General features: G+C 34.8%; 30 protein-coding genes. 21 read left to right on the top strand and 9 right to left on the bottom strand.

Annotated features, from left to right (window positions below):
- Positions 1–116: 116 nt before the first annotated feature.
- The 6 genes from QOL71_RS16120 (at position 117) to QOL71_RS16095 (ending at position 4,770) form a co-directional block, all read left to right on the top strand.
- Complete coding sequence (locus QOL71_RS16120) at positions 117–311, top strand: CcoQ/FixQ family Cbb3-type cytochrome c oxidase assembly chaperone (RefSeq protein ID WP_283417917.1); 195 nt, start codon at positions 117–119, stop codon at positions 309–311.
- Positions 312–329: 18 nt separating this feature from the next.
- On the top strand, positions 330–1,214 hold the full coding sequence (locus QOL71_RS16115) for a cbb3-type cytochrome c oxidase N-terminal domain-containing protein (protein WP_283417916.1): 885 nt from the start codon (positions 330–332) through the stop codon (positions 1,212–1,214).
- Between the two features lie 110 nt (positions 1,215–1,324).
- Positions 1,325–2,779: a cytochrome c oxidase accessory protein CcoG gene (gene ccoG / locus QOL71_RS16110; RefSeq protein WP_283417915.1), complete on the top strand. Its 1,455-nt coding sequence runs from the start codon at positions 1,325–1,327 to the stop codon at positions 2,777–2,779.
- A 12-nt stretch (positions 2,780–2,791) separates the two neighbouring features.
- On the top strand, positions 2,792–3,241 hold the full coding sequence (locus QOL71_RS16105) for a FixH family protein (protein WP_283417914.1): 450 nt from the start codon (positions 2,792–2,794) through the stop codon (positions 3,239–3,241).
- On the top strand, positions 3,232–3,969 hold the full coding sequence (locus QOL71_RS16100; RefSeq protein ID WP_283417913.1) for a sulfite exporter TauE/SafE family protein: 738 nt from the start codon (positions 3,232–3,234) through the stop codon (positions 3,967–3,969). Before QOL71_RS16105 ends, QOL71_RS16100 begins: the two co-directional genes overlap by 10 nt.
- Before the next feature lie 36 nt (positions 3,970–4,005).
- Positions 4,006–4,770, top strand: a complete 765-nt coding sequence (locus QOL71_RS16095; protein ID WP_283417912.1) for a hypothetical protein — start codon at positions 4,006–4,008, stop codon at positions 4,768–4,770.
- A 36-nt stretch (positions 4,771–4,806) separates the two neighbouring features.
- Here the strand turns inward: QOL71_RS16095 and QOL71_RS16090 are convergent, their stop codons facing one another.
- From QOL71_RS16090 to QOL71_RS16075, 4 genes are read right to left on the bottom strand one after another with little or no spacing between them, the layout of a single operon-like run.
- Entirely contained in the window at positions 4,807–5,280 is a 474-nt protein-coding gene (locus QOL71_RS16090) for a DUF6702 family protein (RefSeq protein WP_283417911.1), read from the bottom strand.
- 56 nt (positions 5,281–5,336) lie between these two features.
- The gene (locus tag QOL71_RS16085; RefSeq protein WP_283417910.1) at positions 5,337–6,047 is read right to left on the bottom strand and encodes an LOG family protein; all 711 of its coding nucleotides are present in this window, start codon (positions 6,045–6,047) and stop codon (positions 5,337–5,339) included.
- Positions 6,044–6,757 (bottom strand): nucleotidyltransferase family protein, encoded by a 714-nt coding sequence (locus tag QOL71_RS16080; RefSeq protein WP_283417909.1) that lies wholly within the window; start codon positions 6,755–6,757, stop codon positions 6,044–6,046. The genes QOL71_RS16085 and QOL71_RS16080 overlap by 4 nt, the downstream gene beginning before the upstream one ends.
- Complete coding sequence (locus tag QOL71_RS16075; RefSeq protein ID WP_283417908.1) at positions 6,754–7,176, bottom strand: RapZ C-terminal domain-containing protein; 423 nt, start codon at positions 7,174–7,176, stop codon at positions 6,754–6,756. The genes QOL71_RS16080 and QOL71_RS16075 overlap by 4 nt, the downstream gene beginning before the upstream one ends.
- Before the next feature lie 149 nt (positions 7,177–7,325).
- Between QOL71_RS16075 and QOL71_RS16070 the strand changes: the two genes are divergently transcribed.
- The 9 genes from QOL71_RS16070 to QOL71_RS16030 all read left to right on the top strand — a co-directional run bounded on the left by QOL71_RS16070 (position 7,326) and on the right by QOL71_RS16030 (position 14,619).
- The gene (locus tag QOL71_RS16070) at positions 7,326–8,489 is read left to right on the top strand and encodes an NTF2-like N-terminal transpeptidase domain-containing protein (RefSeq protein ID WP_283417907.1); all 1,164 of its coding nucleotides are present in this window, start codon (positions 7,326–7,328) and stop codon (positions 8,487–8,489) included.
- 8 nt (positions 8,490–8,497) lie between these two features.
- Positions 8,498–9,034, top strand: a complete 537-nt coding sequence (locus tag QOL71_RS16065) for an adenine phosphoribosyltransferase (protein WP_283417906.1) — start codon at positions 8,498–8,500, stop codon at positions 9,032–9,034.
- An 81-nt stretch (positions 9,035–9,115) separates the two neighbouring features.
- The gene (locus QOL71_RS16060; RefSeq protein WP_283417905.1) at positions 9,116–9,820 is read left to right on the top strand and encodes a YfgM family protein; all 705 of its coding nucleotides are present in this window, start codon (positions 9,116–9,118) and stop codon (positions 9,818–9,820) included.
- 3 nt (positions 9,821–9,823) lie between these two features.
- Positions 9,824–10,312, top strand: coding sequence for a 6,7-dimethyl-8-ribityllumazine synthase (ribH, locus tag QOL71_RS16055; protein ID WP_283417904.1), 489 nt, complete (start codon positions 9,824–9,826; stop codon positions 10,310–10,312).
- A 206-nt stretch (positions 10,313–10,518) separates the two neighbouring features.
- The gene (ypfJ, locus tag QOL71_RS16050; RefSeq protein WP_283417903.1) at positions 10,519–11,376 is read left to right on the top strand and encodes a KPN_02809 family neutral zinc metallopeptidase; all 858 of its coding nucleotides are present in this window, start codon (positions 10,519–10,521) and stop codon (positions 11,374–11,376) included.
- Between the two features lie 242 nt (positions 11,377–11,618).
- Positions 11,619–12,371: a hypothetical protein gene (locus tag QOL71_RS16045; RefSeq protein WP_283417902.1), complete on the top strand. Its 753-nt coding sequence runs from the start codon at positions 11,619–11,621 to the stop codon at positions 12,369–12,371.
- A 326-nt stretch (positions 12,372–12,697) separates the two neighbouring features.
- Complete coding sequence (locus QOL71_RS16040; protein ID WP_283417901.1) at positions 12,698–13,435, top strand: hypothetical protein; 738 nt, start codon at positions 12,698–12,700, stop codon at positions 13,433–13,435.
- A gap of 1 nt (position 13,436) precedes the next feature.
- A complete protein-coding gene (locus tag QOL71_RS16035) occupies positions 13,437–13,874 on the top strand; it encodes a hypothetical protein (protein WP_283417900.1) in 438 nt (145 codons plus the stop codon).
- Between the two features lie 67 nt (positions 13,875–13,941).
- On the top strand, positions 13,942–14,619 hold the full coding sequence (locus QOL71_RS16030) for a recombinase family protein (RefSeq protein ID WP_283417899.1): 678 nt from the start codon (positions 13,942–13,944) through the stop codon (positions 14,617–14,619).
- A gap of 88 nt (positions 14,620–14,707) precedes the next feature.
- Here the strand turns inward: QOL71_RS16030 and arsB are convergent, their stop codons facing one another.
- From arsB to QOL71_RS16005, 5 genes are all read right to left on the bottom strand, one after another.
- The gene (gene arsB / locus QOL71_RS16025; RefSeq protein WP_283417898.1) at positions 14,708–15,736 is read right to left on the bottom strand and encodes an ACR3 family arsenite efflux transporter; all 1,029 of its coding nucleotides are present in this window, start codon (positions 15,734–15,736) and stop codon (positions 14,708–14,710) included.
- A 4-nt stretch (positions 15,737–15,740) separates the two neighbouring features.
- Positions 15,741–16,352 carry an arsenate-mycothiol transferase ArsC gene (locus tag QOL71_RS16020; protein WP_283417897.1) on the bottom strand — a complete coding sequence of 204 codons (612 nt, stop codon included), beginning with the start codon at positions 16,350–16,352 and terminating at the stop codon, positions 15,741–15,743.
- 25 nt (positions 16,353–16,377) lie between these two features.
- On the bottom strand, positions 16,378–16,869 hold the full coding sequence (locus QOL71_RS16015; protein ID WP_283417896.1) for a GNAT family N-acetyltransferase: 492 nt from the start codon (positions 16,867–16,869) through the stop codon (positions 16,378–16,380).
- A gap of 13 nt (positions 16,870–16,882) precedes the next feature.
- Positions 16,883–17,347 (bottom strand): DUF6428 family protein, encoded by a 465-nt coding sequence (locus QOL71_RS16010; RefSeq protein WP_283417895.1) that lies wholly within the window; start codon positions 17,345–17,347, stop codon positions 16,883–16,885.
- Positions 17,348–17,418: 71 nt separating this feature from the next.
- Entirely contained in the window at positions 17,419–17,748 is a 330-nt protein-coding gene (locus tag QOL71_RS16005; RefSeq protein WP_283417894.1) for an ArsR/SmtB family transcription factor, read from the bottom strand.
- A 150-nt stretch (positions 17,749–17,898) separates the two neighbouring features.
- On the opposite strand from QOL71_RS16005, the gene QOL71_RS16000 reads away from it, so the two are divergent.
- From QOL71_RS16000 to QOL71_RS15975, 6 genes are all read left to right on the top strand, one after another.
- Positions 17,899–19,152, top strand: coding sequence for an ImmA/IrrE family metallo-endopeptidase (locus QOL71_RS16000; protein ID WP_283417893.1), 1,254 nt, complete (start codon positions 17,899–17,901; stop codon positions 19,150–19,152).
- Between the two features lie 703 nt (positions 19,153–19,855).
- Entirely contained in the window at positions 19,856–20,320 is a 465-nt protein-coding gene (locus QOL71_RS15995; protein WP_283417892.1) for a hypothetical protein, read from the top strand.
- Positions 20,304–20,858, top strand: a complete 555-nt coding sequence (locus tag QOL71_RS15990) for a DUF4352 domain-containing protein (protein ID WP_283417891.1) — start codon at positions 20,304–20,306, stop codon at positions 20,856–20,858. Before QOL71_RS15995 ends, QOL71_RS15990 begins: the two co-directional genes overlap by 17 nt.
- 96 nt (positions 20,859–20,954) lie before the next feature.
- On the top strand, positions 20,955–21,911 hold the full coding sequence (locus tag QOL71_RS15985; RefSeq protein WP_283417890.1) for an AbiTii domain-containing protein: 957 nt from the start codon (positions 20,955–20,957) through the stop codon (positions 21,909–21,911).
- Between the two features lie 10 nt (positions 21,912–21,921).
- A complete protein-coding gene (locus QOL71_RS15980) occupies positions 21,922–22,599 on the top strand; it encodes an AbiTii domain-containing protein (protein WP_283417889.1) in 678 nt (225 codons plus the stop codon).
- Positions 22,600–22,694: 95 nt separating this feature from the next.
- Positions 22,695–24,878, top strand: coding sequence for a type I restriction endonuclease (locus tag QOL71_RS15975; protein ID WP_283417888.1), 2,184 nt, complete (start codon positions 22,695–22,697; stop codon positions 24,876–24,878).
- Positions 24,879–24,957 lie beyond the last annotated feature (79 nt).

Raw genomic sequence — 24,957 nt, 5'->3', positions numbered from 1 at the left:
CAATTTGTACCGCTTGAAAAGAGAGAGATTGTGGCATTGATATCTTACCTGCAAAGGCTGGGAACCGATATCAAAACAACAGAAATAAAAACTGCTAGTAATTAAAATTAAATAAAATGATTCCGCAAAGTTTTAAAGACATCGTCTCCAATGTGGAAAACGCAGGTTTTTTCCAAACTTTAGCAATGATCATCTTCATTCTGTTTTTTCTGGTTGTGGTTTATATTGTAATCAACAGACCGAAAAAGTATTACAACGAAGAAGAGAATGCACCGCTGGAAAAAGACGATGACGAAGATCAAACTTTGTAACTTATAAAGAAATTAATCATGAAAAGAAGAACACCTGTTTATATTAATATTTTAATCGTTTTAGGATTATTACTTGTCGTTTTTTATATGTTCTCACAAACATCAGACTTTCTGACATCCAGATATTTCTTGGGAACAGCTTTGATCAGCATCATTGTAGTTTTCATTCAGAATGCAATTGGTGATTTGATTGAGAATGAAAAATTCAAAAAATTAACGGACACCGAAAAAGCAAAATATCTGACCGAGAAAAAAGTGCCTTATTTCCAATACCTATGGAACGGAGCATTCAAAAGCCAGTCTGAAAAAGAAGAAAAAGATATCCTTATCGACCATGGATTCGACGGAATTATGGAGCTTGACAATCAGCTTCCAAAATGGTGGTTAGGCCTTTTCTACTTTGGAGTTGCATATTGTATTTTATATGTATCATCATATTTCCTGACAGATTTCGCACATCCTTACAAAGAATACGAGCAAGAATACAGAGAGCAAACCGCTGCCATCAATGATTATATGGCAACAGTAACTCAACCAACACTTGAAACGGCTGTTTTTTCTGAAGATAATGTGGAAGCTGGTAAAGCCGTATTCGAAACTAACTGCGTTTCTTGTCACGGTGAAGGCGGAAAAGGAGGAATCGGACCTAACTTAACAGATAATTTCTGGATCAATCAGCCGGAGAAAACATTATTCAAGAATGTATTCTACATGGTTGAAAACGGAAGTAAAAATAACCCTACAATGCAGGCTTGGGGTAAGAATGGCGTTGTGAATGGTTTTGAAATGCAGGCTGTAGCAGCTTACGTCTATCATATCAATCAGGAACAGGCTCCTATCACACCTGCACAAGGTGGTGCTGCTCCTCAGGGAACTGAGGCACACTGGGAAAAATCTAATTAATACATACAAAGAGATTGTCAAAGGATATCGTTCTATTTAGGAATGATATTTGAAAAAAGAATTATAACTAATTCATTTTTCGGACAATCTCTTTTTTTTATCTAAATAACATGAGTACTACAGAAAAAAAATACAACGAAGCCGAAAGCTGGGTAGTAGAAGCTGAGACATTCAGAGACTCTGTTGGTACAATGGATAATACCGGAAAGAGAAGATGGGTTTATCCAAGAAAACCTAAGGGGAAATATACCAATTACAGAGTTCTCGTAAGCATCTTCTTATTAATAGTCTATTTTACATTGCCATTCCTTAAGTTCAACGGGAATCCGCTATTGATGTTCAATATCATAGACCGTCAGTTTTTCATATTCGGTCAGCCTTTTTATCCTCAGGATTTTTTCATTTTGGCGTTAGGGGCAATTACTTCATTAATATTCATTATTCTTTTTACGGTTGCCTTCGGGAGGATCTTTTGTGGATGGATTTGTCCGCAAACGATCTTTTTAGAAATGATTTTCCGCAAAATAGAATATGCAATAGAAGGCGACAGAAACAAGCAGATCAAGCTGGACAATCAACCCTGGAATACTGAGAAAATCTGGAAAAGATCATTAAAATGGTTCATTTTCATTCTGATTTCAGTCATTATCACTCATATTATGTTCATGTACATTGTGGGTTATGAGGAAGTCTTCAGAATCATGCAACAGGGGCCGTTTGAAAAGCCTACTAATTTTTTGGTCATGATTCTTTTTACCGCTGCATTTTATTTTGTGTTTGCATGGTTCAGAGAACAGGTTTGTACAATGGTTTGTCCATACGGAAGATTACAAGGCGTTTTGATCGATAAAGAAACCATCAACGTTTTCTACGATTATAAAAGAGGAGAAAACCGCTCCAAATGGAAAAAAGGAGAAGACAGACGAGCTGTAGGAAAAGGTGATTGTATAGATTGCAAACAATGTGTTGTGGTTTGTCCTACCGGGATCGATATCAGAGACGGATTACAAATGGAATGTGTCAACTGTACAGCCTGTATTGATGCCTGTGATGAAGTAATGATAAAAGTAGGCTTGCCAACAGGTTTGATCCGTTATGCTTCCGAAAAAGAAATCGAAGAGCAACAACGCTTCAAATTTTCCGGAAAGATGAAAATCTATACGGTCATTTTAACATTATTGGTTGGATTCTTAGGCTATCTTATTTACAACAGAGGCGAAATGGAAGCCAAATTCCTTAAACCTCCTGGATCCACTTTCTTTGTAAGAGATGGGAAAATCACTAATACTTATAATTATACGTTTCTCAACAAATCTAACGAGACAAAAACTGTTATTATCAAAATCATTGAACCTTCCAACGGAGAGATATCATCGGGTTATTCATCGAACAAAATCATTTTGAAACGTGATGCAATGATAAAAGGAACCATTAATGTAAGTTTCCCGGAAAGTCAAATTAAACTTTCAAAACAAAATCTGACGCTTGGGGTTTATGATATGAATGGTGAATTGCTGGATTCTTACAATACTTATTTCGAAGGTCCTTTCAAATTTCAATTTTAATAAAGATCAGAAATGAAAAAATTACATTGGGGACACGGTTTGGCTATTGCATTGGGATGTTTTATCCTCTTCATCTTATTTCTGATTTTTATATTCCCGATTGGGAAGCAGAATGCAGATATGATCTCTAACAATTATTATGAAGAAGAATTGGAATATCAGAAAATAATTGATGCAAAAGACAATGCGGCAAAACTGGAACAGCTGCCGGCATATAAAGCAACAAGCGAAGGCATGCTGATTACTTTTCCGGAAAGTATCAAAACAGATGAAAACAAAGTAAATTTTATACTTTTCCGTACAGATGATTCTAATCTGGACGTAAAAAAAGAAATCGTCTTACAACATAATCTATTCCTGATTCCTAAAAAAGTAATTTCCAAAGGTTCTTATACATTGAAATTGAAATGGACACAAAATAAAAAACCATATCAGATAGATTACGATATTCAATGGAAATGACATTCATAATATCAGCGATTGGATTGGGCTTCGCATCAGGATTCCATTGTATTGGGATGTGCGGTCCTATCGCTTTGTCTATGGGTCTTACCAAGAATCAGAAAGCTAACTTTTATTTACAAAACCTCACTTATCAACTAGGAAGAATCCTCACCTACTCTATTTTGGGTGCCGTTCTAGGAATTATTGGTCAGAGCTTTGAACTGGCTGGGTTTCAAAAATATTTAACCGTTTCTGTAGGAATTCTTTTAATAATTATGGCCATTTCGTCATTTGGTGGGAAGGACTTTGCAACCAAAATTCCTTTTGTTTCGAAAGCGCTGCTAAAAGTAAAAATGAAATTGGGAAAAATTCTTCAGCGCCCCGATTACAAATCCCGTTTTGCAACCGGAATACTTAATGGTTTTCTACCCTGCGGAATGGTTTATATGGCTCTGACGGCTTCATTAGCTGCAGGCGGAATCTGGCAGGGCTCACTGTTCATGTTGCTGTTTGGTCTGGGGACGTTTCCGTTTATGTTTACTGTAGTTTTTTTAGGAAATTTCATCACAACAACTTTCCGGGTAAAAATTTTAAGACTGATTCCTGTAATGATGATCTTTTTGGGTGGATTATTTATTCTGAGGGGTTTAGAATTGGGAATACCTTACGTTTCACCAAAACCAGAATCATTGCAGGTTCAACACTCTACAGATGGATTCCATATGGATCACACCAATTGTCATTAATTCTTAGATTTAATTTTTTAATTATACAAATCACTCATGATTAAGTACTTCACTTTTTGGAATATCATTATTCTCATTGTCGGGACATTTGCATTACAGTCCTGTTCCGTATCTACGACCAATCATTATTATGCTGATAAAAAATTCAGCTTTGCGACAGATATCGATATGGCTCAGGCTTTGGAAATGATGAAAGGATTGATGCCAGATTCTCTAAATCAGGATCAGGACTTCCTTAAAATGGAAAAATATCCGAGAGATTGGAAAAGTCTTTACGACCTTCAAAAAGAGGATGGAAAAATAACCACAAATCAGGATTCTATAAAAATTCTGAAAAAATTATTCTTCAAAGGTAATTTCGATGCAAATGATTTCAAAGGTTTTTCTGTAAAATCGGAACCTCTGACAAAGGAAGAATTAGCCGCTGCCGGACCATTGATGGGAAAGGAAAGTTCTGTAATGAATAATTCGGCTTTTGAAGATTGGGATGGCAAAATCCTGAGAATTGATACGTCAAAACTTCAGATGTCTCCGGAAGAACTTCAGGGTATTCTGAAAGGTGATGATAAAGGAGACTCAGCAAGCCCCGAAGAGATGAGCACCTTTTTGAATATGATGGATATGGATTTTAAAAACAAATTGGTTTTTGAAAAGAAAATCAAATCCATCAAAGGTAAGCACGACTGGATAAAAAAAACTGATAACAATACAATAGAAGCTGTTTTCAACCTCAAAGATCTGATGGATAAAGATCATCAGTTTAAGGACAAAGATCAATTCATCATTATCGAAACAGAATAAATAAAAAAGTCGGCTCATTGCCGACTTTGGTATTATTTAGAAAGTAACTTCTGCAGATTCTTTTCCTTTTTGGAAATTGAGTGTTTTCAGACTCCCTTTATAAGTAATGTTCATTATATTGACTTGTTTCGGAAACTGGCCAATCAGGATACTGTTTTTGATTCTCAGGCTGGAAATATCAGAAACATTTCCCACTTCGTAATAAACCCAAACAGATTCTCCATTGACTTGGCTTCCTGTAAACGTCAATGTTTTAGGAGCTCCGTTTACTGCAACATCCACATTGTTGTTCACATATTTTTTTACTTCTGCCTCGAAACCTGCTGTTGCCGGATCAATTCTTACCGCTTGTGAGATATGATTAGTATTAAGTTTGGTAGTAAATTTAAGAGTCTTACTTCCATCAATATAATCCACTTTGGTCATTGACGAAAAGAAGTCAAAATCTTTGAAACTGAAAAAGCTGATAAGCAAAATCCCCAAAGACAATATAAATAATGATTTTTTCATTTTTGTAATATTTAATAACTTTTAGTATAGGTATCGGTCAAATTATATGCCAGATGTTAGAAGTTGACACTCACCGAATATTTATCATAAAATGCTTTGATGTGCGCTACCGCATCATCCGCAGTATCCACAACTCTGAAAAGCGAAAGATCCTGTTCTGCGATCAATCCTTCTTTTACTAACGTTCCTTTGAACCAATCCAGTAAGCCGCTCCAGAACTCGCTTCCAACTAATACAATAGGAAACTTTCCGATTTTGTTGGTTTGGATTAATGTCAAAGCTTCCGATAATTCATCCAATGTTCCGAAACCGCCAGGCATTACGACGAAACCCTGGGAATATTTCACAAACATTACCTTTCTAACGAAAAAATAATCAAAATTGATATTATAACCTTTATCTACATAAGGATTAAAATGCTGTTCAAAAGGCAGTTCAATATTCAGCCCTATCGATTTTCCGTGCCCACTTGCACCTCTGTTGCCGGCCTCCATTATTCCCGGACCGCCTCCGGTAATAACTCCAAATCCAATTTCGGTAATTTTCTTAGCAATTTCTGAAGCCATTTTATAGTAATAACTGTCTTCTTTCAGTCTTGCAGAACCGAATATGGAAACGCAAGGCCCAATGCGTACCATTTTCTCGTAACCATCTACAAATTCCGACATAATCCTGAAAACCATCCAACTGTCTTTGGTAATGGTCTCGTCCCAGGTTTTTTGCCTGAGACTATCGTGCAGTCTTTTTTCTTCGTCTTGTTGTGTCATTTGAATAATTTTTCTGCTTCAGCAATCGATTCGGGTTTACCAACGTCTATCAAATTAGACGTGTGCTGATAGCCAATAATAATATCTTCTTTCATCAGGTCCATATATTCATCCATAATAGAAAATTTACCTGTTCTGGTCATCTTGTCAAATATCTCCGAATTTACACAATGAACTCCACTGAAAGCTAATTCTCTTAATTTAAAAATTCCGCCAACGACTTTCTTTTTATTATCCTTCAGATTTTTCCAACCTTTCAAATACATATTATCATTAAACAACAGTTTTCTGGAACTGTCTCTATCCGAAACTGCTAATGTAATCATTGCACCTTTGGTTTCGTGAAGTCTGATAAAATTACTAATATTAAGATCTGTCAGAATATCAACATTCATGATCAGAAATGTTTTCTCATTTTCTAAAAAACGTTTAGCAAACAACAATCCGCCTCCAGTTTCCAGAAGTTTCTCGGACTCGTTAGAGATTTCGATGTTGGCTCCGAAATTATCATTCTCAGCTAAAAAAGCTAAAATCTGACCTCCGAAATGGTGAATATTAATGACAAAATCATTAATCCCATAACCCTGAAGATACTTGATATTTCTTTCTAACAACGGAACGCCATTAACTTGTGCCAAAGCTTTCGGATGACTGTCAGTGAAGGGTTTTAACCGGGTTCCCATTCCTGCCGCAAAAATCATTGCTTTCATACGGTTGCGGGATTTAAATGCAATTGTTCATCGTGGTAAACTCTCACTTCCGCATCCGGGAAATTCTGTCTGATGAATTCAGCCGTTTTAATCGCAGAATAAACCGAACGGTGTTGCCCACCAGTACAGCCAAAATTGATCTGCAGGTGTTCAAAACCTCTTTCCAAGTAGTTTTTGATACTGATAGAAATAAGACTTTGAACCGATTTTAAAAACTGAGGCATTTCTGTTTTTTGTTCCAAAAACTCCTGGACTCCTATATCGTTACCTGTCTGTGATTTGTATTCTTCAATTCTCCCTGGATTGAGGATTCCCCGGCAATCAAAAACGAAACCACCGCCGTTCCCTGATGCATCTTTAGGAATTCCTTTTTTTTTATAAGAAAAACTGTGAATATCAATAACCAATTTGTTCTGCATTAACTGTAATTTTCCGTAAAGTTACTTTTTTTAATTTTCTTTGAAAAATCGGAAAATTATAAATTTTAAATTTAATTTTGCATATTAATTGATCTAAGGACTTACGAATCAAACTTATTTCTTATTTTTAAAAATAAATCTTACTGAAAATGAAGCACATAAAATATTGTCTCTTAGCAGCATTGTTCATGTTTATGATAGGATGTAAAAAAACAAGTGTTGACGGAAGCAGCCGTAAAAGTTTCCAGGAAAGTATTAATGATATGGCTTCCAGTCTTCCAACCTTGAAGCAGGTAAAATTTAATGAAGCTTTATACATTCTGAAAACCTTCGGGGTAGAAGCAGACGGCGACATTGCAGAAATCGCAGCTCTCGGAAAACTTCTCGACGGTAAAAAGACAGCAGAAATCTTTGCAATGGCCGATCAGGTTGCCCAGAAAAACGGCATTGCATGGAGCAGTACGGCGCCACCAAGCTTAGGAGAAATGAACATTTTCGGTAACGAGATTGCTTCTGAAAAAGATCCTAATGATGTGGACGCAGCGGCTCTCAATATTGTGGTAAGGAATATTGCGGGTGATAGCCTGACGGGTTCAAAAGGATTAATTGTAATTCCGCAATTGGTTGATAATAATGGCAACAAGGTCAGTTTCGACGGAGCAGCTTTGGAAACGATAATGGAAATCTCCAGCGGAGGCAACAAAATCTCAACGTCTAAAAACCTGATGCAGGATCCTGCATTCAGAGGATTCACCATCATGTATTCAAAGCTCCCAAAAGAAAAAATCTTTGAAGATAAAATCGATGTAAAATTGAGTGTTAAAACAACTAAAAAGTTGTTACAAATGATCAAGACAGGAATTCCTGTAAATGGCAATGCCCTTTACACTCCGCCGGCTCCTGTTGCTTCTGATTCTACTCAGGTTAATCAAAATCCTGAAGTCAATCCACAAACCGGAGAAACTATTCCACTTCCGGCTCCAGCAAAAAACACAGCTGATCCAAAAGCAACGGTAACAAAATTTCTTAATAATTTATCCTCACAGAATTTCAAAGCAGCCTATGAATCCGCTGATAATCCAAACTGGGGATCATATGACAAATTTTCTAACCCTAACTCAGGCTTTGGTTCGGTTAAGAATATCAGTGTTAAGAACATTTCTGTTCCCTACAACAAAGATAATTCTGCTAATGTTAACGTAACGTATGATGTGACCGACAAAAACGGGAAAACAACTTCACTCAATGTCACTTACGGACTGAAAGCTGTTAATAACAACTGGAAAATCACCACTTATAAAATCAACAATTAAAACAGAAGATGGCATCCGCAGAATTGATTAAAAAATTAGAAGGCACAATAGAAAATATTCCTGATTTTCCGATTCCGGGGATTCAGTTCAAAGATATTTGTCCGATTTTTCTTCAGCCAAAGTTATATGAGGAAGTGATTGCTGATTTAGCCAATTTCAGTCGTGGAAAAATTGATGTCGTTTGCGGAATCGAAAGCCGTGGTTATCTCTTCGGGATTGCCATTGCCGTTGCTTTGGACGTTCCTTTTGTTTTAATAAGAAAAGCAGGCAAATTACCACCGCCGTTTATCGGAGAAAAATATGATCTGGAATATGGCTCTGCAGAAATCGAAATGAAAACAGGTCATCTTAAACCCGGACAACGCGTTCTGATCCATGACGACCTATTGGCAACAGGCGGAACTACGGAAGCTGCAGCGAAGTTAGTTTCAAAGCAAGGGGCAATTCCTGCACAATTCAGTTTTTTGATTGATTTGAAAGATCTGAATGGTGTGGAAAGACTCAAAAAATTTGACGCAGAAGTTTATTCTATTCTGAAATATTAAAATATTTTAACCATCAGAAAAAGAAGTTTTTGCATATCAAAAGGAAAACATTAAATTTGCAGTCTATTTATTAAAAAAATTATGGCAAACCAGCATAACAAAAATCACGAACAGGAAGGAAAGGAAACTGTGGAATTCTTCAAAGACCTTGATAAAGAAGCACTTAATATCGAGTCATTTTTGGAAAAAAATGCAAAAGCACTCAGCATCGCATTTGGAGTTCTAATCGTTGCAGTTTTGGGGTGGTTCGGATATCAGCAATTTATTATTGGTCCTAAAAATGAGGAAGCTACAAAAAGTTATCTTGCCGCTCAGAAAAACCTAGCCGATGGAAAAGAAGACCTTGCTCTTGGTGGAAAATCCGTTGCGAACCCAGGTTTCATTGGAACTTATGAAGAATACGGGAGTACAAAAGCTGGTAAACTATCTGCTTACAATGCCGGTCTTATCGAATTCAAAAAAGGAAATTATCAGAAAGCTTATGATCTGTTAGATAATTTCAGTTCAGATAACAAAGTTTTGGTAGCGCTTAAATATGGCGCAATGGCAGATTGCCTATCCAACCTTAACAAAGCTGATGATGCATTAGCAATGGCTGACAAAGCTTCTTCTGCTTCAGACGATGCTTACACATCTTATTATTTCACAAAAAAAGCGGGAATGTTAGCTTTGGCTCTTAAGAAAAATGCTGACGCTAAAAAATATTTCGCTACAATCGATGAAAAATATCAAGACTATGACAACGGGCAATCCGATGCTTTCATAGAAATGACAAAATATTACTAAACAATGGCAACAACTAATCTATCAGATTATAAGCCGCTCAACATATCCAATGCCGATGAATATTCTATCGGCATTGTTGTTTCTGAGTGGAACGATTTTGTAACCTACAATCTGAGAAACGGCGCAGTCGAAACGCTGAAAGCAGAAGGCATCAAGGAAGAAAACATTCATATTTATTATGTTCCCGGCGCATTCGAGTTGAGTTTTGCAGCGATGAAACTTTGCCGCTCCAACAAATTTGCAGCAGTGATTGCAATTGGCAACGTTATCCGTGGGGAAACGCCACATTTCGAATATGTTTGTTCAGGTGTAACCCAAGGGATCAAAGATTGCAACATATTGACAGATACACCTGCGATTTTCTGTGTTTTGACAGACGACACCAAAGAACAATCGATTGCCAGAAGTGGTGGAAACCTTGGTAACAAAGGTGTAGAAGCAGCTGTTACGGCATTGAAAATGATTGACTTCAATACAAAAGTTTCTTTATAATAAAATTTCCAGAAGATTAATACCGGTAGAGTGGAAGGGCTGTATCTTTTTTGTCTTTCAAAACGTTTTTATCATCAAAGAAAACTAGGATAAGAAAACAAAAAAGGATGTCTCTACTACTATCGGAGCTATTGACAAACAACGGCATAATTTTTCGTTATAGCTATAAAAGAATTTCTTAATTTTAAAAACACAAAATATCAATCATGAAATGGACAAACGATAGAAGTGACAATGTTGACGACAGACGCGGCTCAGGTGGCGGCGGTGGAATGCTTGTTGGTGGTGGTCTGGGAACGATCATTATCGCGGCAATAGTTTTCTTTCTTGGTGGTGATCCTTCTGCAATTCTCAATAATGGAAGTAATTCTGCACCACAACAGACCGAACAGAGACAACTTTCTAAAGAAGAGCTCAACATCAGAGAATTTGTAAGAATGCTCACTAAAGAAAATGAAAAGACTTGGACAAATGTTTTTAACCAAAACGGAATCCAGTTCAGACCGGCAAAAGTTGTTTTGTTTGAAAGCGTAACCCGGTCAGGATGTGGAACTGCTCAATCAGAAATGGGTCCTTTCTATTGTCCTAATGACCAAACGATCTATATGGATATGAGTTTTTTCAATGAGCTGCAACAGAAATTCGGAGCTAAGGTTGGGCAATTTACAGTTGCCTATGTTCTTGGTCACGAATATGGACATCACATTCAAAATCTGTTAGGAACATTGGACAAAGTCGATCAGCTGAGACAAAGCGGAAGATATTCTGAAACAGATATGAACAGAGTTTCTGTTGCCAACGAGCTACAAGCCGATTTCTACGCAGGATTATGGGCCAAGCAAACGGATAGCCGGGAAAAAATCTTAGAGCCGGGTGATATCCAGGAAGCAATGAGCGCTGCAGCAGCAGTTGGTGATGATAATATCCAGAAAAGAGGCCAAGGTTACGTGAATCAGGAAAGCTTTACTCATGGTTCCTCAGCTCAAAGAGAAGAATGGTTTATGAAGGGTTATAATACCGGAGACATAAGACAGGGAGATACGTTTAATGCGTTACTGAAATAATTCCTGTAATGTTATAAAATAAAAAAGCATCAATTTTAAAATTGATGCTTTTTTTTAATCCTTTTATTATTAAAACAAAAACGACTGAAATCAAATGATTAACAGTCGTTTTAAGTACCCGTAACGAAACTCATTACGAACCAAGTCTATCTTGATTTTAAGATGCTCTACGACCTGAAACCAGTCTTAGAGCAAGCAGGCTTATATCCTTTACCACAAACCTCACAATACCCTGTAAGGTTATGATGAAGGGCGCTTACACAACAATTCCAATTGGATTGATAAAGGTTGCAGTTGTCAATAGGAAACTCAATCATCTAAAAATATATGTTTTTCTAAAATGTATATCCAGCGGTCATTTGTCTGTGAAAGCCAACAGCTGTAAAATCTGGGCAAAAGAAATTGGGATTAGCGAAAAGACCCTAAAAACGTGTTTAGATTGGATGCTCAAGAATAGGTGGCTATCTTTCAATTCTAAAATCCAGTCTTTACGGGTTGTAAGTTATCGGCAACTAAAACAGAAATATAAAAAATACTTTCACACAGCCATAAAATTTGACAGGTCTAATTTCATAGACTTTAGAGGTTTTTGTGCTGCTGCACTCATAGGATTTTACAGGAATTCAAAAAGATTTTTGGATAAGAAAAACAAAGTGTCGGGGACTAATAATGGAGTTCCCAGAAAGAATACTTATGCTCTTCCAAAAAACTATTATGATTTTCCTGTACGATTCTTTGCAAAGTGTTTAGGCGTTTCTGTTACCACAGCAGAGAACCTAAAAAAAGAGGCTCAGAAATTCGGGTTTATCTCTATCATCAAGAACTGCTTTTACCTTGAAGATTCTGATGGAAACAAAGTAAGCACAGAATTTATGAAGTATTGGGGTCATAACAAAAAATATTACATCAAATCAGCAAGAGGAATCTTGGTCAAAGGTGCAGACCTCATCAAAATTAATGTTCATTTGAAGAGAAAATGGTGGGCTATTGATTAGGAAAAAAAGTGTACAGTAATAATGGGGTATTTAGGGGGAAAAGAAAATAACTCTTTTACTGCCCTACCCTCTAATTTTTTTTACTCTGTGAAAGCAGTAGAGAAAAGTAAGAAAAAAGTAGAAAACAGTAAGAAGAGCAGAAACAGGTAGGAATTACTGGAAGAAGTAAAAACTCTGAGAACTGGAAAGCCAGAAAGTAGTGAGAAGTTGTTCAGAAACAAGTTGAGTTGTCAGAAATCTACTTTAAAATCATTATCTGTCTCAAAATCAATAGATTAATCGAAATTCCAATTTGTGTATATGCGAAAAATTTTATAAATTTATGTATGATAAACACTGATATTGAGATAGTTACTGCAAGTTTTGAAAGTTTGAATAACAAATCTTATGAAGGCTATACACTGGTAAGTGTTGTTGGCAAGGTCTATGGAAGTTTCAGAAACTCAGAGAGAGTAAAAAAGATGGTAGGATTTAGTATTTTCAGAATGTACAGCAATCAGAGAGCAGGAGACTTTTTAGCCTGCAATCTGCTTTACAGAAAGAAGTTGGAAAGAAAGGGAGCAGAAAGATTACTAAGGGACATCAGACAGTTCTGTGAAGAAGAAGACACCACAAAGGTTGTTTTGCTTGGGTATGGACAAAGAGATGAGTTTTGCTATCGCCACATCTTTTCAGATTTTTTAAGAGCCAATGGAATCCCTGTGAAGGCAGAAAAAGGTATTGATTTAATTTTCCAAAGCAAATACTGGCGTGAGGACATCTATAAACTTCGGAGTCACTCCAATTTAACTGACCAATTCGTAGGAGATACTTTGGAAAGTTTGGAATGGACGTTTGCGAAGACAATGAGTAAAAACCCTCATTTTTATTCAATTCGCGAAAAATTTGGTAATAATTCCACTTTTTTACAGATAGTTTCTCACATACGATATTTCGGAGACTTGGTTGAGTTTGAAGATATAATTTACAGGGTCTGGACTTACAGAAACCATTCATACTGGACGATTCCAAGCGATTTACTGAATGAAGATGTATATTTAATAAACAGGAAAATCAATTTGTAAAATGGACAAATTAGACATATCTAAGGGGATTGTGAAACAAAATAGAACTTCTACCCAACTAAAAAAGGCAAGACTCCTAAAAGCAATGGAGAAAACTTTGGGAGTAATTCAGCCTGCTTGCAGGATGGCAAGGGTAAACAGGCAGACTTTCTACAACTGGCTTAAATCAGATTCTCAGTTTAAAGATGATTATCAAGAAGTGTTAGAAGATTCGATAGATTTTGCAGAAATGTCTTTGATACAACAGATTGCTGATGGTAATACTACGGCAATAATATTCTTCTTAAGTCATAAAGCAAAACATAGAGGCTGGGGGCTTCCTAGTTCGCAGAAAGCAAATTATAATAGGAATCAAAAATATTCTAATGATTTAGAAAGTATGTCGGATGAAGAGTTAATGGCAATTATCAATAAAGAATATCACATCAAAGTAACTTAAACCTCAGTCGTTACAATTCATAAACGAACCTTCAAGAATCATTACAAACAAACCAAACTATTAAAAAATGAAGAAATTTATTGCCTACTACAGAGTGTCTACCAAACAACAGGGAAATTCGGGATTAGGATTGGATGCACAGAAAACAATGGTCAGAAACTTTCTCAAAGAAGATGATATTCTGATTGACCAGTTTGAAGAGGTTGAGAGTGGAAAGAATGACAACAGACCTCAACTACTGAAAGCCATAGAAAAAAGTAAGAGTGAGGGTGCAACCCTGCTCATCGCAAAATTAGATAGACTCAGCCGTAACGCTGGGTTTATCTTTTTATTGAAGGATAGCAATGTTGATTTTAAATGTTGTGATATGCCAGAAGCCAACTCGCTTACAATCGGAATAATGGCTTGTTTAGCTCAGGAAGAACGTGAACTCATAAGTAAACGGACAACCGCTGCATTGCAAGAACTCAAAGCTAAAGGTATAAAACTTGGTAATCCACAAAATCTAACTCCAGAAGCCAGACAGCTGGGAAATGAGATGATGAGGTTGAAGGCTCTGCAAAATGAGAACAATCGCAAAGCGACCGCTCTCATTGTATCTCTGCGGAATGCAGGAAGCAGTTATGGTAAAATTGCTGATGCTCTTAATGAAAACGGTTTCAAGACGAGCAGAGGCTGTGAGTTTACTTCATCACAAACTCTGATTTTGTATGACCGATTTTTGCAAACTCAAATTATCACTTAATGTTTAACAAAAAAGAACGTACAGTATTTTTGTTTAAGAAAATTCTGAACTTCTCATAAATAAGTTGGAGTAGAATATTGTAAAACTATCAATAATACCTTTTCTTTAGCCACAAACTAGCTTTTACTAACAAGATAAGCACAGGAACTTCCACCAATGGTCCAATAACACCTACAAAAGCCTGCGGAGAATGAATTCCGAAAACAGCTATTGCTACTGCTATCGCCAGTTCAAAGTTGTTACCAGTAGCCGTAAATGCGATTGAGGCATTTTTATCGTAGGGTATATTTAGAGATTTGTTGATAAAGAAGCTGATAAAAAACATCAGTACAAAATAGATGACCAACGGTACAGCAACTTTTATTACATCCATTGGCAGTTCTAATATTTTATCTCCTTTCAGGCTAAACATTATTACTATGGTAAATAATAAAGCATACAATGTAACTGGCGATATTCTTGGAACAAACTTTCTGTTATACCATTCTACACCTTTTGATTTGATAAGAAAGTAACGACTTAGAAAGCCTGCTAAAAATGGGATACCTAAATAAATCAATACACTTTCGGTAACATCTTTCATTGATACGGTCACATTGAAGTTGGCTAAACCTAATTTACTCGGTAATACATTGATGAATAACCAAACTAAAAAGCTGTAGGAAACAACTTGAAAAATGCTGTTCAATGCAACCAGCATAGCGGTATATTCTCTGTTTGCTTTGGCTAAATCACTCCAAACGATGACCATTGCAATACATCTCGCCAAACCTATCAGTATCAATCCTGTCATATAATCGGGTTCATTTCGTAAGAACAGAACCGCTAATCCGAACATCAGTACAGTCCCAACAAACCAGTTTAGAAATAACGAAAGACCTACTACTTTTTTATCTTTGAAAGCTTGAGGCAGTAATGAATAATCAACTTTTGCCAAAGGAGGATACATCATCAAAATCAAACCTATTGCCAATGGAATATTTGTCGTTCCTATTGACATCGCATTTGTTATTTGTGAAATTGCAGGGAAGAAATATCCTAAACCTATACCTGTTGCCATTGCAAAGAATATCCATAAGGTAAGGTAGCGGTCAAGAAATTTTAGTTTTGGTTGCATAAAACTACTTTTTAATCTTAGAGAAAACGTAGAACATTTCAGAAGCTATTTGCAAACTTCTTTCTGCATATACTTGAGACTGCTGTGGTGTGTTATCAGAAATTTTAGGGTCTTCATATGTGATAGGGATTCTTTTCTCTGCTCCAGCAATGAAAGGACAGCCTCCGTCAGCTTGAGAGCAGGTCATAATTGCAGCAAACCCAGAAGTTGGGTTAAACGCACTATCATATCTTTTTGAAAATCCAATTACAGGTAACGAATCATCATCGTACTTGATAGAATATACCGAGTTATTTCCATCTGCAATTTTAAAGATATTAAAGCCTTGGTTAATGAGTGTCTCAGCTACTTTTGGAAATAATGCTGTTTCTTCCGTACCTCCCGAATAACAATGTACATTAGGAATATTGAAATAGGAAGCTCCTGCTTGCGCCCAGATTTGTGATAGATGGCTTCTGCGTGAATTATGGGTACAAATGAAATTGATATTAATATCTTTTCCTTCATCCATTTTTTGCTGTACAAAATCAATTAATGGTTGCAATGTGATTTTTCTTTCCTCGCTGATGTTTTGATAATGTAATTGTTCAATAGTATTTGTTAATTCTGAATACATAGTTGTTGTTTAACTTTTTTTGTTATTAATCTATTCCGATATTATTGCTTCTACGCTCCATAAGGACATTGTCTTTCCAGACCCCATTTTTCTTACCTATCTTTTCTCGGTAGCCAACTAATCGAAATCCGCATTTCTCGTGCAACTTGATACTGCTTTGATTTTCGGCGAATATACCCGACTGCAATGTCCATATGCCGTTTTCTTCGCTATGTTGGATTAATTCAGCCAAAAGAGTTTTCCCAACTCCTTTACCTCGCTCGTCTTGTGCAATATAAATGCTTACCTCAGCAACACCAGCATAAACACATCTGCTTGAAACTGGTGTCAAAGATGCCCAGCCAATCATCTTGCCATTATCATAAATGCTTATTCTACAAAAATTGAGATGTCCTTTATCCCATTCTTCCCATTGTGGCAAATCGTTCTGAAAGGTGGCTACGTTAGTTGCCAATCCTTGCTTGTAAATTTCTATTACTTCCGAAAAGTTGTCTTTGGTTATAAGTTTTATTTCCATAATACAGTCTTTTTTAGCAACAACCTGAGTTGGGAGTACAGCACGAAGTATTCAAATCGGATGTTTCCACATTTTGATTTTCTTCTGGAATTCCACAAGCCTCATTGGCAAGACAGGCAGTTTGTTTATTTTTCAGAACAAAATTATTTCCGTTAAAATCCAAATCATATTTACCAATGGTCTCGCTTTGATATTCAACCTCTATTTCTGAATCTTCGATTCCCAATTTGTCTTCGCATAGTGTGATGATGTCAAAGAGTTTGGTAGGCTTCAACCTATGTTCAAAGTCGTTAGCATCCCACAATTGAAAATTGACAACCTGTTCATTTCTGGTATTGCCACCGCAGTCTATAAAATTCTTTGTGATAACCCCTATTTCTGTAACGTGGAAATGCTCAGGGACAAATTTTCCATTCTCTAACTGAAATTCTACATTGTTCAGTGTAGGTAAGATTGCTTTGATTTTTGATAGTTTCATAATAATTAATATTGATGTTATTTGATTTATATATTGCAATATGACGATAATAGGAATTATAAAAAAAGTTGTTAGCAACATTGCCCAACTTTTACATCTTGTTCAAAAAATTGATTGAACAATCCCTGAACCTCTTTCCATTTTTTATCCTCAATACAATAGCAAACAGATTTTCCTTCGATAGTCCCTTGAATAATCCCGATATTTTTCAATTCTTTCAAATGTTGAGAGATAGTTGCTTGCGCTAATCCCAATTCGTCTACAAGGTCATTACAGATACAAGCTTTCTGATTAATGATGTATTGGAGGATTGCAATTCTTGCAGGATGTGCCAAAACTTTAAAAAGAGAAGCTAGATTGTTTTGCTCATCTGTGAATATTTCTGTTTTAGTAAGTCCCATAATTGGTATTTTTATATTGCAATATTACGATAATAAATTTATTAATGAAACTTTTTTGTTTTTTATTAACAAATACAAACCATTATTGTTAGTATCGAAATTTTGATATAATCAATTATGTCTATATTTTTGTGTTATAACTGACATAAAATGAATACGGTAAAACTTGGAGATGACTTTGAAGAAATATCTTACAATGTAATAGAGCAAGCTATAAATAACAATGACTTAGGTCTGATTCCAAAATTTTGCAAAGTCTTTAGAAAAAAAGGCTATTACTCGTTCAGGAGAAAAAAGAATATAATATTTGATTTGGCAATCGAGATTACGCCACCAAATGCAAAAAACCCTACTCTTTTGTACCTTGTAGAATGTAAAAACTACTCGCATCCTGTTCCCGTGGATGACATTTCAACATTTGCAGATTACATTAGTCAAATTGAAGGATTTGCTACGAAAGGTGTTTTCATTACAAATAATAGGCTACAAAGTGGAGCAATGGAAACATTGAAATCCTATGGGATGATGCTTATCGAAGTTGATGATAATAATTACAATATTGTTCTACATAAAACTGATAAATTAAAAAATCAAACTGATAAAGATTCGGAGTTTGATGATAAAATAAAAAAGACAATAGAGAATGCTTTACTTCCTAAGAATGTAAAAGGTCTTAAAAGACTTTCTGCTGAACAAATTCAAAATATTGCTAACAATTTTCTTAATGAGTTTGATGTACAAATATTGGAGAACGCTTTCTGCTTAGACTTAAACAAATTAATATCATATCTCAAAAGCAAATATGAGTTAAGCGTAGAACATGTTCATTTAGAAGACAACCAAGGAAGGAAGTTGTTGGGATATTTCGATTCCGAAAATAATAAAATTTTTATTGATAACTCTGTTGTAGGCACAGAAAGGTATGCTTTCACTTTGGCTCATGAAATCGGTCATTATGTTCTTCATAGGGATTTAAAAATGAACCAAATAGCATATAATAACTTCAAGGATTCTCATCATAACATTTTTACACAGCAATATGAAATAAAAAATGATAAAAATTGGATTGAGTGGCAAGCAAACTATTTTGCAGCAAGTATTTTGATGCCTCATATTTCAATTGTTGCAAGATTAATCCAAATTCAAAATAAGATAGGTGTCAGCAGAAATCAAGGAACAATTTATGTAGACCATCAGATTGACAACAAGAAAGATTTCTATACTTATATTGACCACTTGTCGGAACACTTCAAAACTAGCAAGCAAAGTTTGGAATATCGTTTAGTGAGCTTAGGTATACTTAGATATCCAAAAGATGTAAAACCAAACTATCAAGAAGAGCAAGAAAGGGTGAGAGAAGAATCTATAAGAAGAGCCAGCGAGTACATGAATAGCAAATATTGATTAACAGAATTCTCTTATAGAAGAAACACAATTATTAGAAGTGATTTAGTTAATAGAAGCGAAAGCACAAATCATAATTATTTATTTGTTTTAGTCAAATTATATTTTCAAACAGACTTTAATTTATATGAATTTTGCCGATTTACAATGCTGAATAAAACAGGCTTCAAATAAAGCCTTTAAAAACGTTTAAATTTTTAAAACAAGGAATTGCTCCAAAAGAGGCTTTGAAGGGAAATAACGCAAGGAAAACTATCAAATTCCCAACATCAAGTCACTCATCAAATCACTCTAAAACACCCATCAATGAAGAGATTTTCGCATCCACGAAAATTGATTGAAAATAATTTATATATTTGCTAATAACGAAAAAACATAAAAAATTATACGAATAAAATAAGGTTGTAAATAACATATAGATAATTGCGTTTAGCAGTGAATTTTTCCTTCTCAAAATACTGGTAATATTTAATCTCGGAAAAAATGACTGTAAGATGCACTCGTTACGGGTGTGTTTTGCTTCATTCTTCCGAGAGGGTTATACCAGTAGCCTGAGAAGGGAATGGATGTCATTACACACCTTTCTCTTTTCAATAACTCACATTTATATGAAAAAGAATCTTACTCAAAAATCGACCAAAATAGTCGTAAATACGGAAAACCGTAAAAAACTTTCCAGAATTAACTTTTATTTCGCATTCCGATGAAATATAATAAGTTGATTTTTGGAAGCCTATTCAGTCTTATTCTTGGGACATTAATCTACATCCTTTTCAGGTCATCCAGCCTGAAAGTCTTCTCGTGGCTCGATTTGCTCGGGATTAATATTCTTGAATGCAATATTAGAAAGTCAGCTCTGGCGGTTTCTTACAACATTCCAGACTGGGTTTTACTGTCTCTTCCAGACGGATTGTGGCTATTCTCTTACGTTTGTCTGATGCTTTATATCTGGAAAAATACTATCACTGTTCAGAATCTTTTTTGGATTGGTATCATTCCAGCTATCGCCATCGCTTCCGAGGTTGCACAATGCTTCGGGATTTTGCAGGGAACTTTTGACCCAATGGACTTATTGCTGTACATACTTGGAGGTGTCCTACCTCTACTCATCTTTAAAAATTCAATTAATTATAAACTTAAATTTCAACATCATGAACAAAAATTTTAAACATCTGGCTTCTGCCTCTACATTCGCATTTTTCTTATTCATTGCTATGGGTAGCGGAGACGATAAGAAATCTACCTCAACGTCGACCAGTTCGAGCGCAACTGGTGCATCAACAGAAGTTAAAGCTAGCTACAAGAAAGTAGGAGAAACTCTGCCAACAGAATATTTTGAGGTAACCGTAAACAAGGTTGGCGTACAAAACTCCGTAAGCACAGGCAATCAGTTTTCGGATTTGAAACCAGAATCTGGGACACGCTACCTCATCATCAATACCACATTCAAAAATACGAGCAATGAAAGCCGTATGCTGATGGATGGAGAAGTTTTGGTAAATTATAACGGTAAAGATTATACTTTCGACAAATCTGAAACAGTAATGGCACAAGGCTTTGGATTATTACTTGACCAAATAAACCCTTTGACAGCTAAAACAACTAATCTGGTTTACAAGATTCCGGCAGAACTGAAGGGAACAGCTTACTATAAACCTGGACGCTCTGGAAGTGATGACTTGATTGATTTGGGAAATATTGAATAAGCTTTTTTTAAGAGTTTTGATATATCGTATGAATTAAGTATTTGTACGATATTTTTTTTGATAAAAAAACATTACTTTTATTATAGCTAAATAATTATGAAAACAACATTCCCACTACAAGAAGTCATTGAAGATATTATCAATACAGAAAAATCGTTATCCGCTGCCTTGATAAAACTTAATTATTTTGGACGATTAATCAATAATGAGGAACTTATAAGCTATACAAATAAGGAATTGAACGGCTACAGCCCAAGTGATGAAGTCCCTGAATATAGAAAAGCAGTAGGGATGCTAAGAATTAATTTACAGGCAGGTTGGAATAGACATAATGGAATTTTGCCCGTTTCTATGCTAGAGAAGCCCTACAATGAAGTTTTTCAATATGTCAGAGTTAAAGAAGGAATTGCTGCGATTGAAAAAATGAGAAATGAGACTTTACAAAACGATTCAGGGGAATTATGTACTTCTTTTCCGATGGAAATTTTAAGTATTTTACAAGAGCCTGCAAGAAAACTATATAAATCAGACGTCCGTATGGACGTGATTGGAGCAAGTTTATGCACTAATGAAAATATAGTAGTAGAAATCCCTAATGCTATCAGAACGAAACTTTTAGATTTTGCAATGAGTATTGCAAAGGAATTTGGATATTCCATCGAAATCGAAACTTTTAATAAAAATTCAGAACTTAATAATCAAACAATTAATAATTATATGAGTACGACAATTAATAACAATGGTGACGGTAACTTAATTAATACTGGAGACCATAACCAGATTGACAATAAAGTTCAAATCAATAAGGGTGATTTAACAAGACTCCAGAATGAACTAAGAAATCAAGGAATAGAGGAAGCTGATATTGAAGAAATTACTACAATAATTGCTGAGGAAGAACCTGATTTTGAAAATAATAGACTGGGTACAAAAGCTAATGGTTGGATTGCTGGAATATTAAACAAGTCTTTAAACGGAGTAGGAAAAATTAGTACTGCTGTAAGTGCTAATTTGTTAGCCTCACTATTAAAAACGTATATAGGGATGAGCTAATTATCACCAAATGGATTTAATAAATCAAATTGTAAATGAACTTGTTGATGATAGTTTATCATTAAATAGCGCCTTACTTAAAACTAAAGTTTTAGCAAGCAGAATAGGCAATAAAGAATTGTTGAGTTGGACTAATTCCGAATTATCTGGTTATAATTCTGAAAGCACCCTACCTAATTATAGAAAAAACGTCTGGAACGCTCTAAAAGGGACAATATTAAACGGAAATTGGAAATATCCAGATCATGAAATTCCAACAATGGGTTTAGATGAAGATTTTGAAAAATCGCTTAGAACAAGTAATTTTTACGAAAGCATTCAATCTTTAGAAAATCTAGTTAAAGAAAAAGGAACACTAGGAACACCAGTACGAGCTGAAATTATGCAAATGATTGAAAACAATTGGATAAATATGGGAAATCCTTATCTCAGTATTATATCTTGTAACAAAATTATCCCAAAAGCAAATATTGTCTCTATCATTGCTTGTGTCAGAAGCAAATTATTAGATTTTTTGCTTACAATAGAAAATGAATTTGGAGATGATATAGAAATAAAAGATTTAAAAAGAAAGAATACCGAGATTACCAACATTATGCACCAAACAATTATCAATAGTAATGGCACTGGAAATTCGATTAATACTGGTAACGATAACTCTTTATCTAACAATACTAAAATTAAATAAAATTACTGAAGAATTTTTCGTTAATCAAATAATTACAATTATTAGCACTTTCCATTTCAGAATTAATTATAATTTTGCTAAAACAAAAAAATACTATGGACTTTTCGGATAATACTTTTATTACAAAAGATGGGGTTTATTATCCCCAAATCATCCGTGAAGTAAAAAAAAGCCCAAACCCTTTACAACCAATTTATGAATCTTTTACCAACTCTTTAGAGTCAATAGAATCGATTACAACCCCTAATTATAAAGGTAAAGTAACTTTACAATGTTATTTTTTGAAAGACTTGTATGGAGGTTTAGAATTTGATAAAATTATAATTGAGGATAATGGAAAAGGGTTTGATGATACTGAATTCAATAGATTTCTAACATTCAAGGATTCCCGAAAAGGATTTAACAATAAAGGCTCGGGCAGAATCCAGTTTGTACATTATTTTAACGATTGTGAATACACAAGTACTTTTCAAAGTGGCAAGGGATTCAAGCAAAGAAATTTCCAAATTTCTAAAAGTAAAAATTACATTCATACAAACAACACGCTTACCTTCCTCAAATCTACAGTTGATGTTGATACAGATTTAACAGGAACAACTTTAAAACTAAGCGGACTTATTGATGATAAAGATAAAATTAACTATCTATTTCAAGTAGAGGAACTAAAAGAAAAATTACTTAATCATTACATTCAAAGATTCTGCTTAATAAAAGAAAATCTACCTGAGATTACTCTTGAACAATACATCAATGAAGAATTTGACAAATCAGTTTCAATTACAGAAGATGACATTCCTTCGGAGGATAAAACATTGCCTTTTGAGGTTGATTATTACAAACTAAGTCTGGACAGTCGGACTATTGAAAAAGCAAATAAAAAAGAGGCATTCAGCATAAAATCCTTCAAAATACAAAAGGATAAATTATCAGAGAATGCTATAAAATTTATAAGTAAAAATGAAATAGTTGAACTGGATAAGCAGAAAATAAATTTAACGAGCGTCTCAAACAAAGATAATTTTGAAGACCATAGATTTTTATTTCTTGTTTCAAGTAATTATATCAATGACCGTGATTCCGATGTAAGAGGAGAACTTAAAATTCCAACAAAAGATACCTTTAAAAAAGATTTTAATATCTTCCAAGAGGAAGAAATAATGCTGGAAGATATAGAAGAACTTTCAAATGGAACTATAAGAGATGCGTATCCCGAAATCCAACAAAAAATTGAAGAGAAACAGCAAGAGATAGAAGAACTTAAAGAAATGTTTCTTTTGAATGATGAGGTTTTAAAAGAAATTTCTATATCACTTAATGATACTGAAGAGAGCATACTTGAGAAATTTTACGTTGCTGAATCAAGACAGATAGCCAAATCCGATTCAAGGATAAAAAAACAAGTTGACCAGTTAGATAATTTAGACCCGACATCAAAGAACTATCAAGAAGACTTAAATCTATGTATAAACAAACTAGTAAAGGAAATTCCATTACAAAATCGAAAAGCACTTACACATTATGTTGCCAGAAGAAAGTTAGTTCTTGATTTATTTGATAAAGTTCTTGAGAATAAACTTACTGTACAAAATGGTGGAGAACGTTCTAAAACAGAGGCTTTGATTCATAATTTGATTTTCAAACAACACACAGAAAATAGAACTCCAGACTCAAGTGATTTGTGGCTACTTAACGAAGACTTTATACTATTTGAGGGATGTTCTGAATCGACATTAGAAAATGTTAAAGTTGATGGTAAAAAGATTTTTAGAGATGAGCAAGATTTGACAGAGGAAGAACGTAATTTTAAAAATTCTCTAAAGGAAGATAGATATGGGAAAAGACCTGACATTTTATTATTTCCAAAAGAAGGTAAATGTGTGATTATTGAATTAAAATCTACTGATGCAAAAGTCTCCGATTACATAAATCAAATTCAAAACTACGCTACTCTTATAAGAAATTTCAGTACGGATGACTTCGAGTTTACTACCTTTTATGGTTACTTGTTCGGTGAGCAAATAGATACTTTTGATGTTCGGTCGAAGGATTCAGATTTTAAAGAAGCTACTTTTTTCGATTATCTATACAGACCAGCAAAACCTATATCAGGCTTTTTCAGGCATAGAAAAAATCAAGATGGCACAATCTATACTGAAATTATGAAATACTCTACCTTGTTTGCAAGAGCTAAAAATAGGAACGATGTATTCATTAAAAAATTAACGCAAAATTTTATAATCCATGACTATACTGATGATGATAAGGACTTGCCATTTTAATCTCACTTAGTCAATTAAATTATATAAGACTTTCCCTATAAAAGGAAAGTTTTTTTTGTGAAAATCCGAAAAATACATT

This window comes from Epilithonimonas pallida (assembly GCF_900182975.1).
In the GTDB taxonomy this organism is placed as follows: domain Bacteria; phylum Bacteroidota; class Bacteroidia; order Flavobacteriales; family Weeksellaceae; genus Epilithonimonas; species Epilithonimonas pallida.
This window is presented reverse-complemented; position numbering and strand designations above follow the sequence as displayed.

Bases quoted from the DNA above. Each gene is read 5' to 3' on its own strand.
- QOL71_RS16030 (WP_283417899.1), top strand. From the start codon at position 13,942: ATGAAGAAATTTATTGCCTACTACAGAGTGTCTACCAAACAACAGGGA.
- QOL71_RS15995 (WP_283417892.1), top strand. From the start codon at position 19,856: ATGAAATATAATAAGTTGATTTTTGGAAGCCTATTCAGTCTTATTCTT.
- QOL71_RS16085 (WP_283417910.1), bottom strand. From the start codon at position 6,047: ATGACACAACAAGACGAAGAAAAAAGACTGCACGATAGTCTCAGGCAA.
- QOL71_RS16120 (WP_283417917.1), top strand. From the start codon at position 117: ATGATTCCGCAAAGTTTTAAAGACATCGTCTCCAATGTGGAAAACGCA.
- QOL71_RS16060 (WP_283417905.1), top strand. From the start codon at position 9,116: ATGGCAAACCAGCATAACAAAAATCACGAACAGGAAGGAAAGGAAACT.
- QOL71_RS16095 (WP_283417912.1), top strand. From the start codon at position 4,006: ATGATTAAGTACTTCACTTTTTGGAATATCATTATTCTCATTGTCGGG.
- QOL71_RS16000 (WP_283417893.1), top strand. From the start codon at position 17,899: ATGAATACGGTAAAACTTGGAGATGACTTTGAAGAAATATCTTACAAT.
- QOL71_RS16115 (WP_283417916.1), top strand. From the start codon at position 330: ATGAAAAGAAGAACACCTGTTTATATTAATATTTTAATCGTTTTAGGA.
- QOL71_RS15990 (WP_283417891.1), top strand. From the start codon at position 20,304: ATGAACAAAAATTTTAAACATCTGGCTTCTGCCTCTACATTCGCATTT.
- QOL71_RS16075 (WP_283417908.1), bottom strand. From the start codon at position 7,176: ATGCAGAACAAATTGGTTATTGATATTCACAGTTTTTCTTATAAAAAA.
- QOL71_RS16010 (WP_283417895.1), bottom strand. From the start codon at position 17,347: ATGAAACTATCAAAAATCAAAGCAATCTTACCTACACTGAACAATGTA.
- QOL71_RS16015 (WP_283417896.1), bottom strand. From the start codon at position 16,869: ATGGAAATAAAACTTATAACCAAAGACAACTTTTCGGAAGTAATAGAA.
- ribH (WP_283417904.1), top strand. From the start codon at position 9,824: ATGGCAACAACTAATCTATCAGATTATAAGCCGCTCAACATATCCAAT.
- QOL71_RS16090 (WP_283417911.1), bottom strand. From the start codon at position 5,280: ATGAAAAAATCATTATTTATATTGTCTTTGGGGATTTTGCTTATCAGC.
- QOL71_RS16040 (WP_283417901.1), top strand. From the start codon at position 12,698: ATGATAAACACTGATATTGAGATAGTTACTGCAAGTTTTGAAAGTTTG.
- ypfJ (WP_283417903.1), top strand. From the start codon at position 10,519: ATGAAATGGACAAACGATAGAAGTGACAATGTTGACGACAGACGCGGC.
- QOL71_RS16020 (WP_283417897.1), bottom strand. From the start codon at position 16,352: ATGTATTCAGAATTAACAAATACTATTGAACAATTACATTATCAAAAC.
- QOL71_RS15985 (WP_283417890.1), top strand. From the start codon at position 20,955: ATGAAAACAACATTCCCACTACAAGAAGTCATTGAAGATATTATCAAT.
- QOL71_RS16080 (WP_283417909.1), bottom strand. From the start codon at position 6,757: ATGAAAGCAATGATTTTTGCGGCAGGAATGGGAACCCGGTTAAAACCC.
- ccoG (WP_283417915.1), top strand. From the start codon at position 1,325: ATGAGTACTACAGAAAAAAAATACAACGAAGCCGAAAGCTGGGTAGTA.
- arsB (WP_283417898.1), bottom strand. From the start codon at position 15,736: ATGCAACCAAAACTAAAATTTCTTGACCGCTACCTTACCTTATGGATA.
- QOL71_RS16065 (WP_283417906.1), top strand. From the start codon at position 8,498: ATGGCATCCGCAGAATTGATTAAAAAATTAGAAGGCACAATAGAAAAT.
- QOL71_RS16035 (WP_283417900.1), top strand. From the start codon at position 13,437: ATGGACAAATTAGACATATCTAAGGGGATTGTGAAACAAAATAGAACT.
- QOL71_RS16105 (WP_283417914.1), top strand. From the start codon at position 2,792: ATGAAAAAATTACATTGGGGACACGGTTTGGCTATTGCATTGGGATGT.
- QOL71_RS16070 (WP_283417907.1), top strand. From the start codon at position 7,326: ATGAAGCACATAAAATATTGTCTCTTAGCAGCATTGTTCATGTTTATG.
- QOL71_RS16045 (WP_283417902.1), top strand. From the start codon at position 11,619: ATGATGAAGGGCGCTTACACAACAATTCCAATTGGATTGATAAAGGTT.
- QOL71_RS15980 (WP_283417889.1), top strand. From the start codon at position 21,922: ATGGATTTAATAAATCAAATTGTAAATGAACTTGTTGATGATAGTTTA.
- QOL71_RS16005 (WP_283417894.1), bottom strand. From the start codon at position 17,748: ATGGGACTTACTAAAACAGAAATATTCACAGATGAGCAAAACAATCTA.
- QOL71_RS15975 (WP_283417888.1), top strand. From the start codon at position 22,695: ATGGACTTTTCGGATAATACTTTTATTACAAAAGATGGGGTTTATTAT.
- QOL71_RS16100 (WP_283417913.1), top strand. From the start codon at position 3,232: ATGGAAATGACATTCATAATATCAGCGATTGGATTGGGCTTCGCATCA.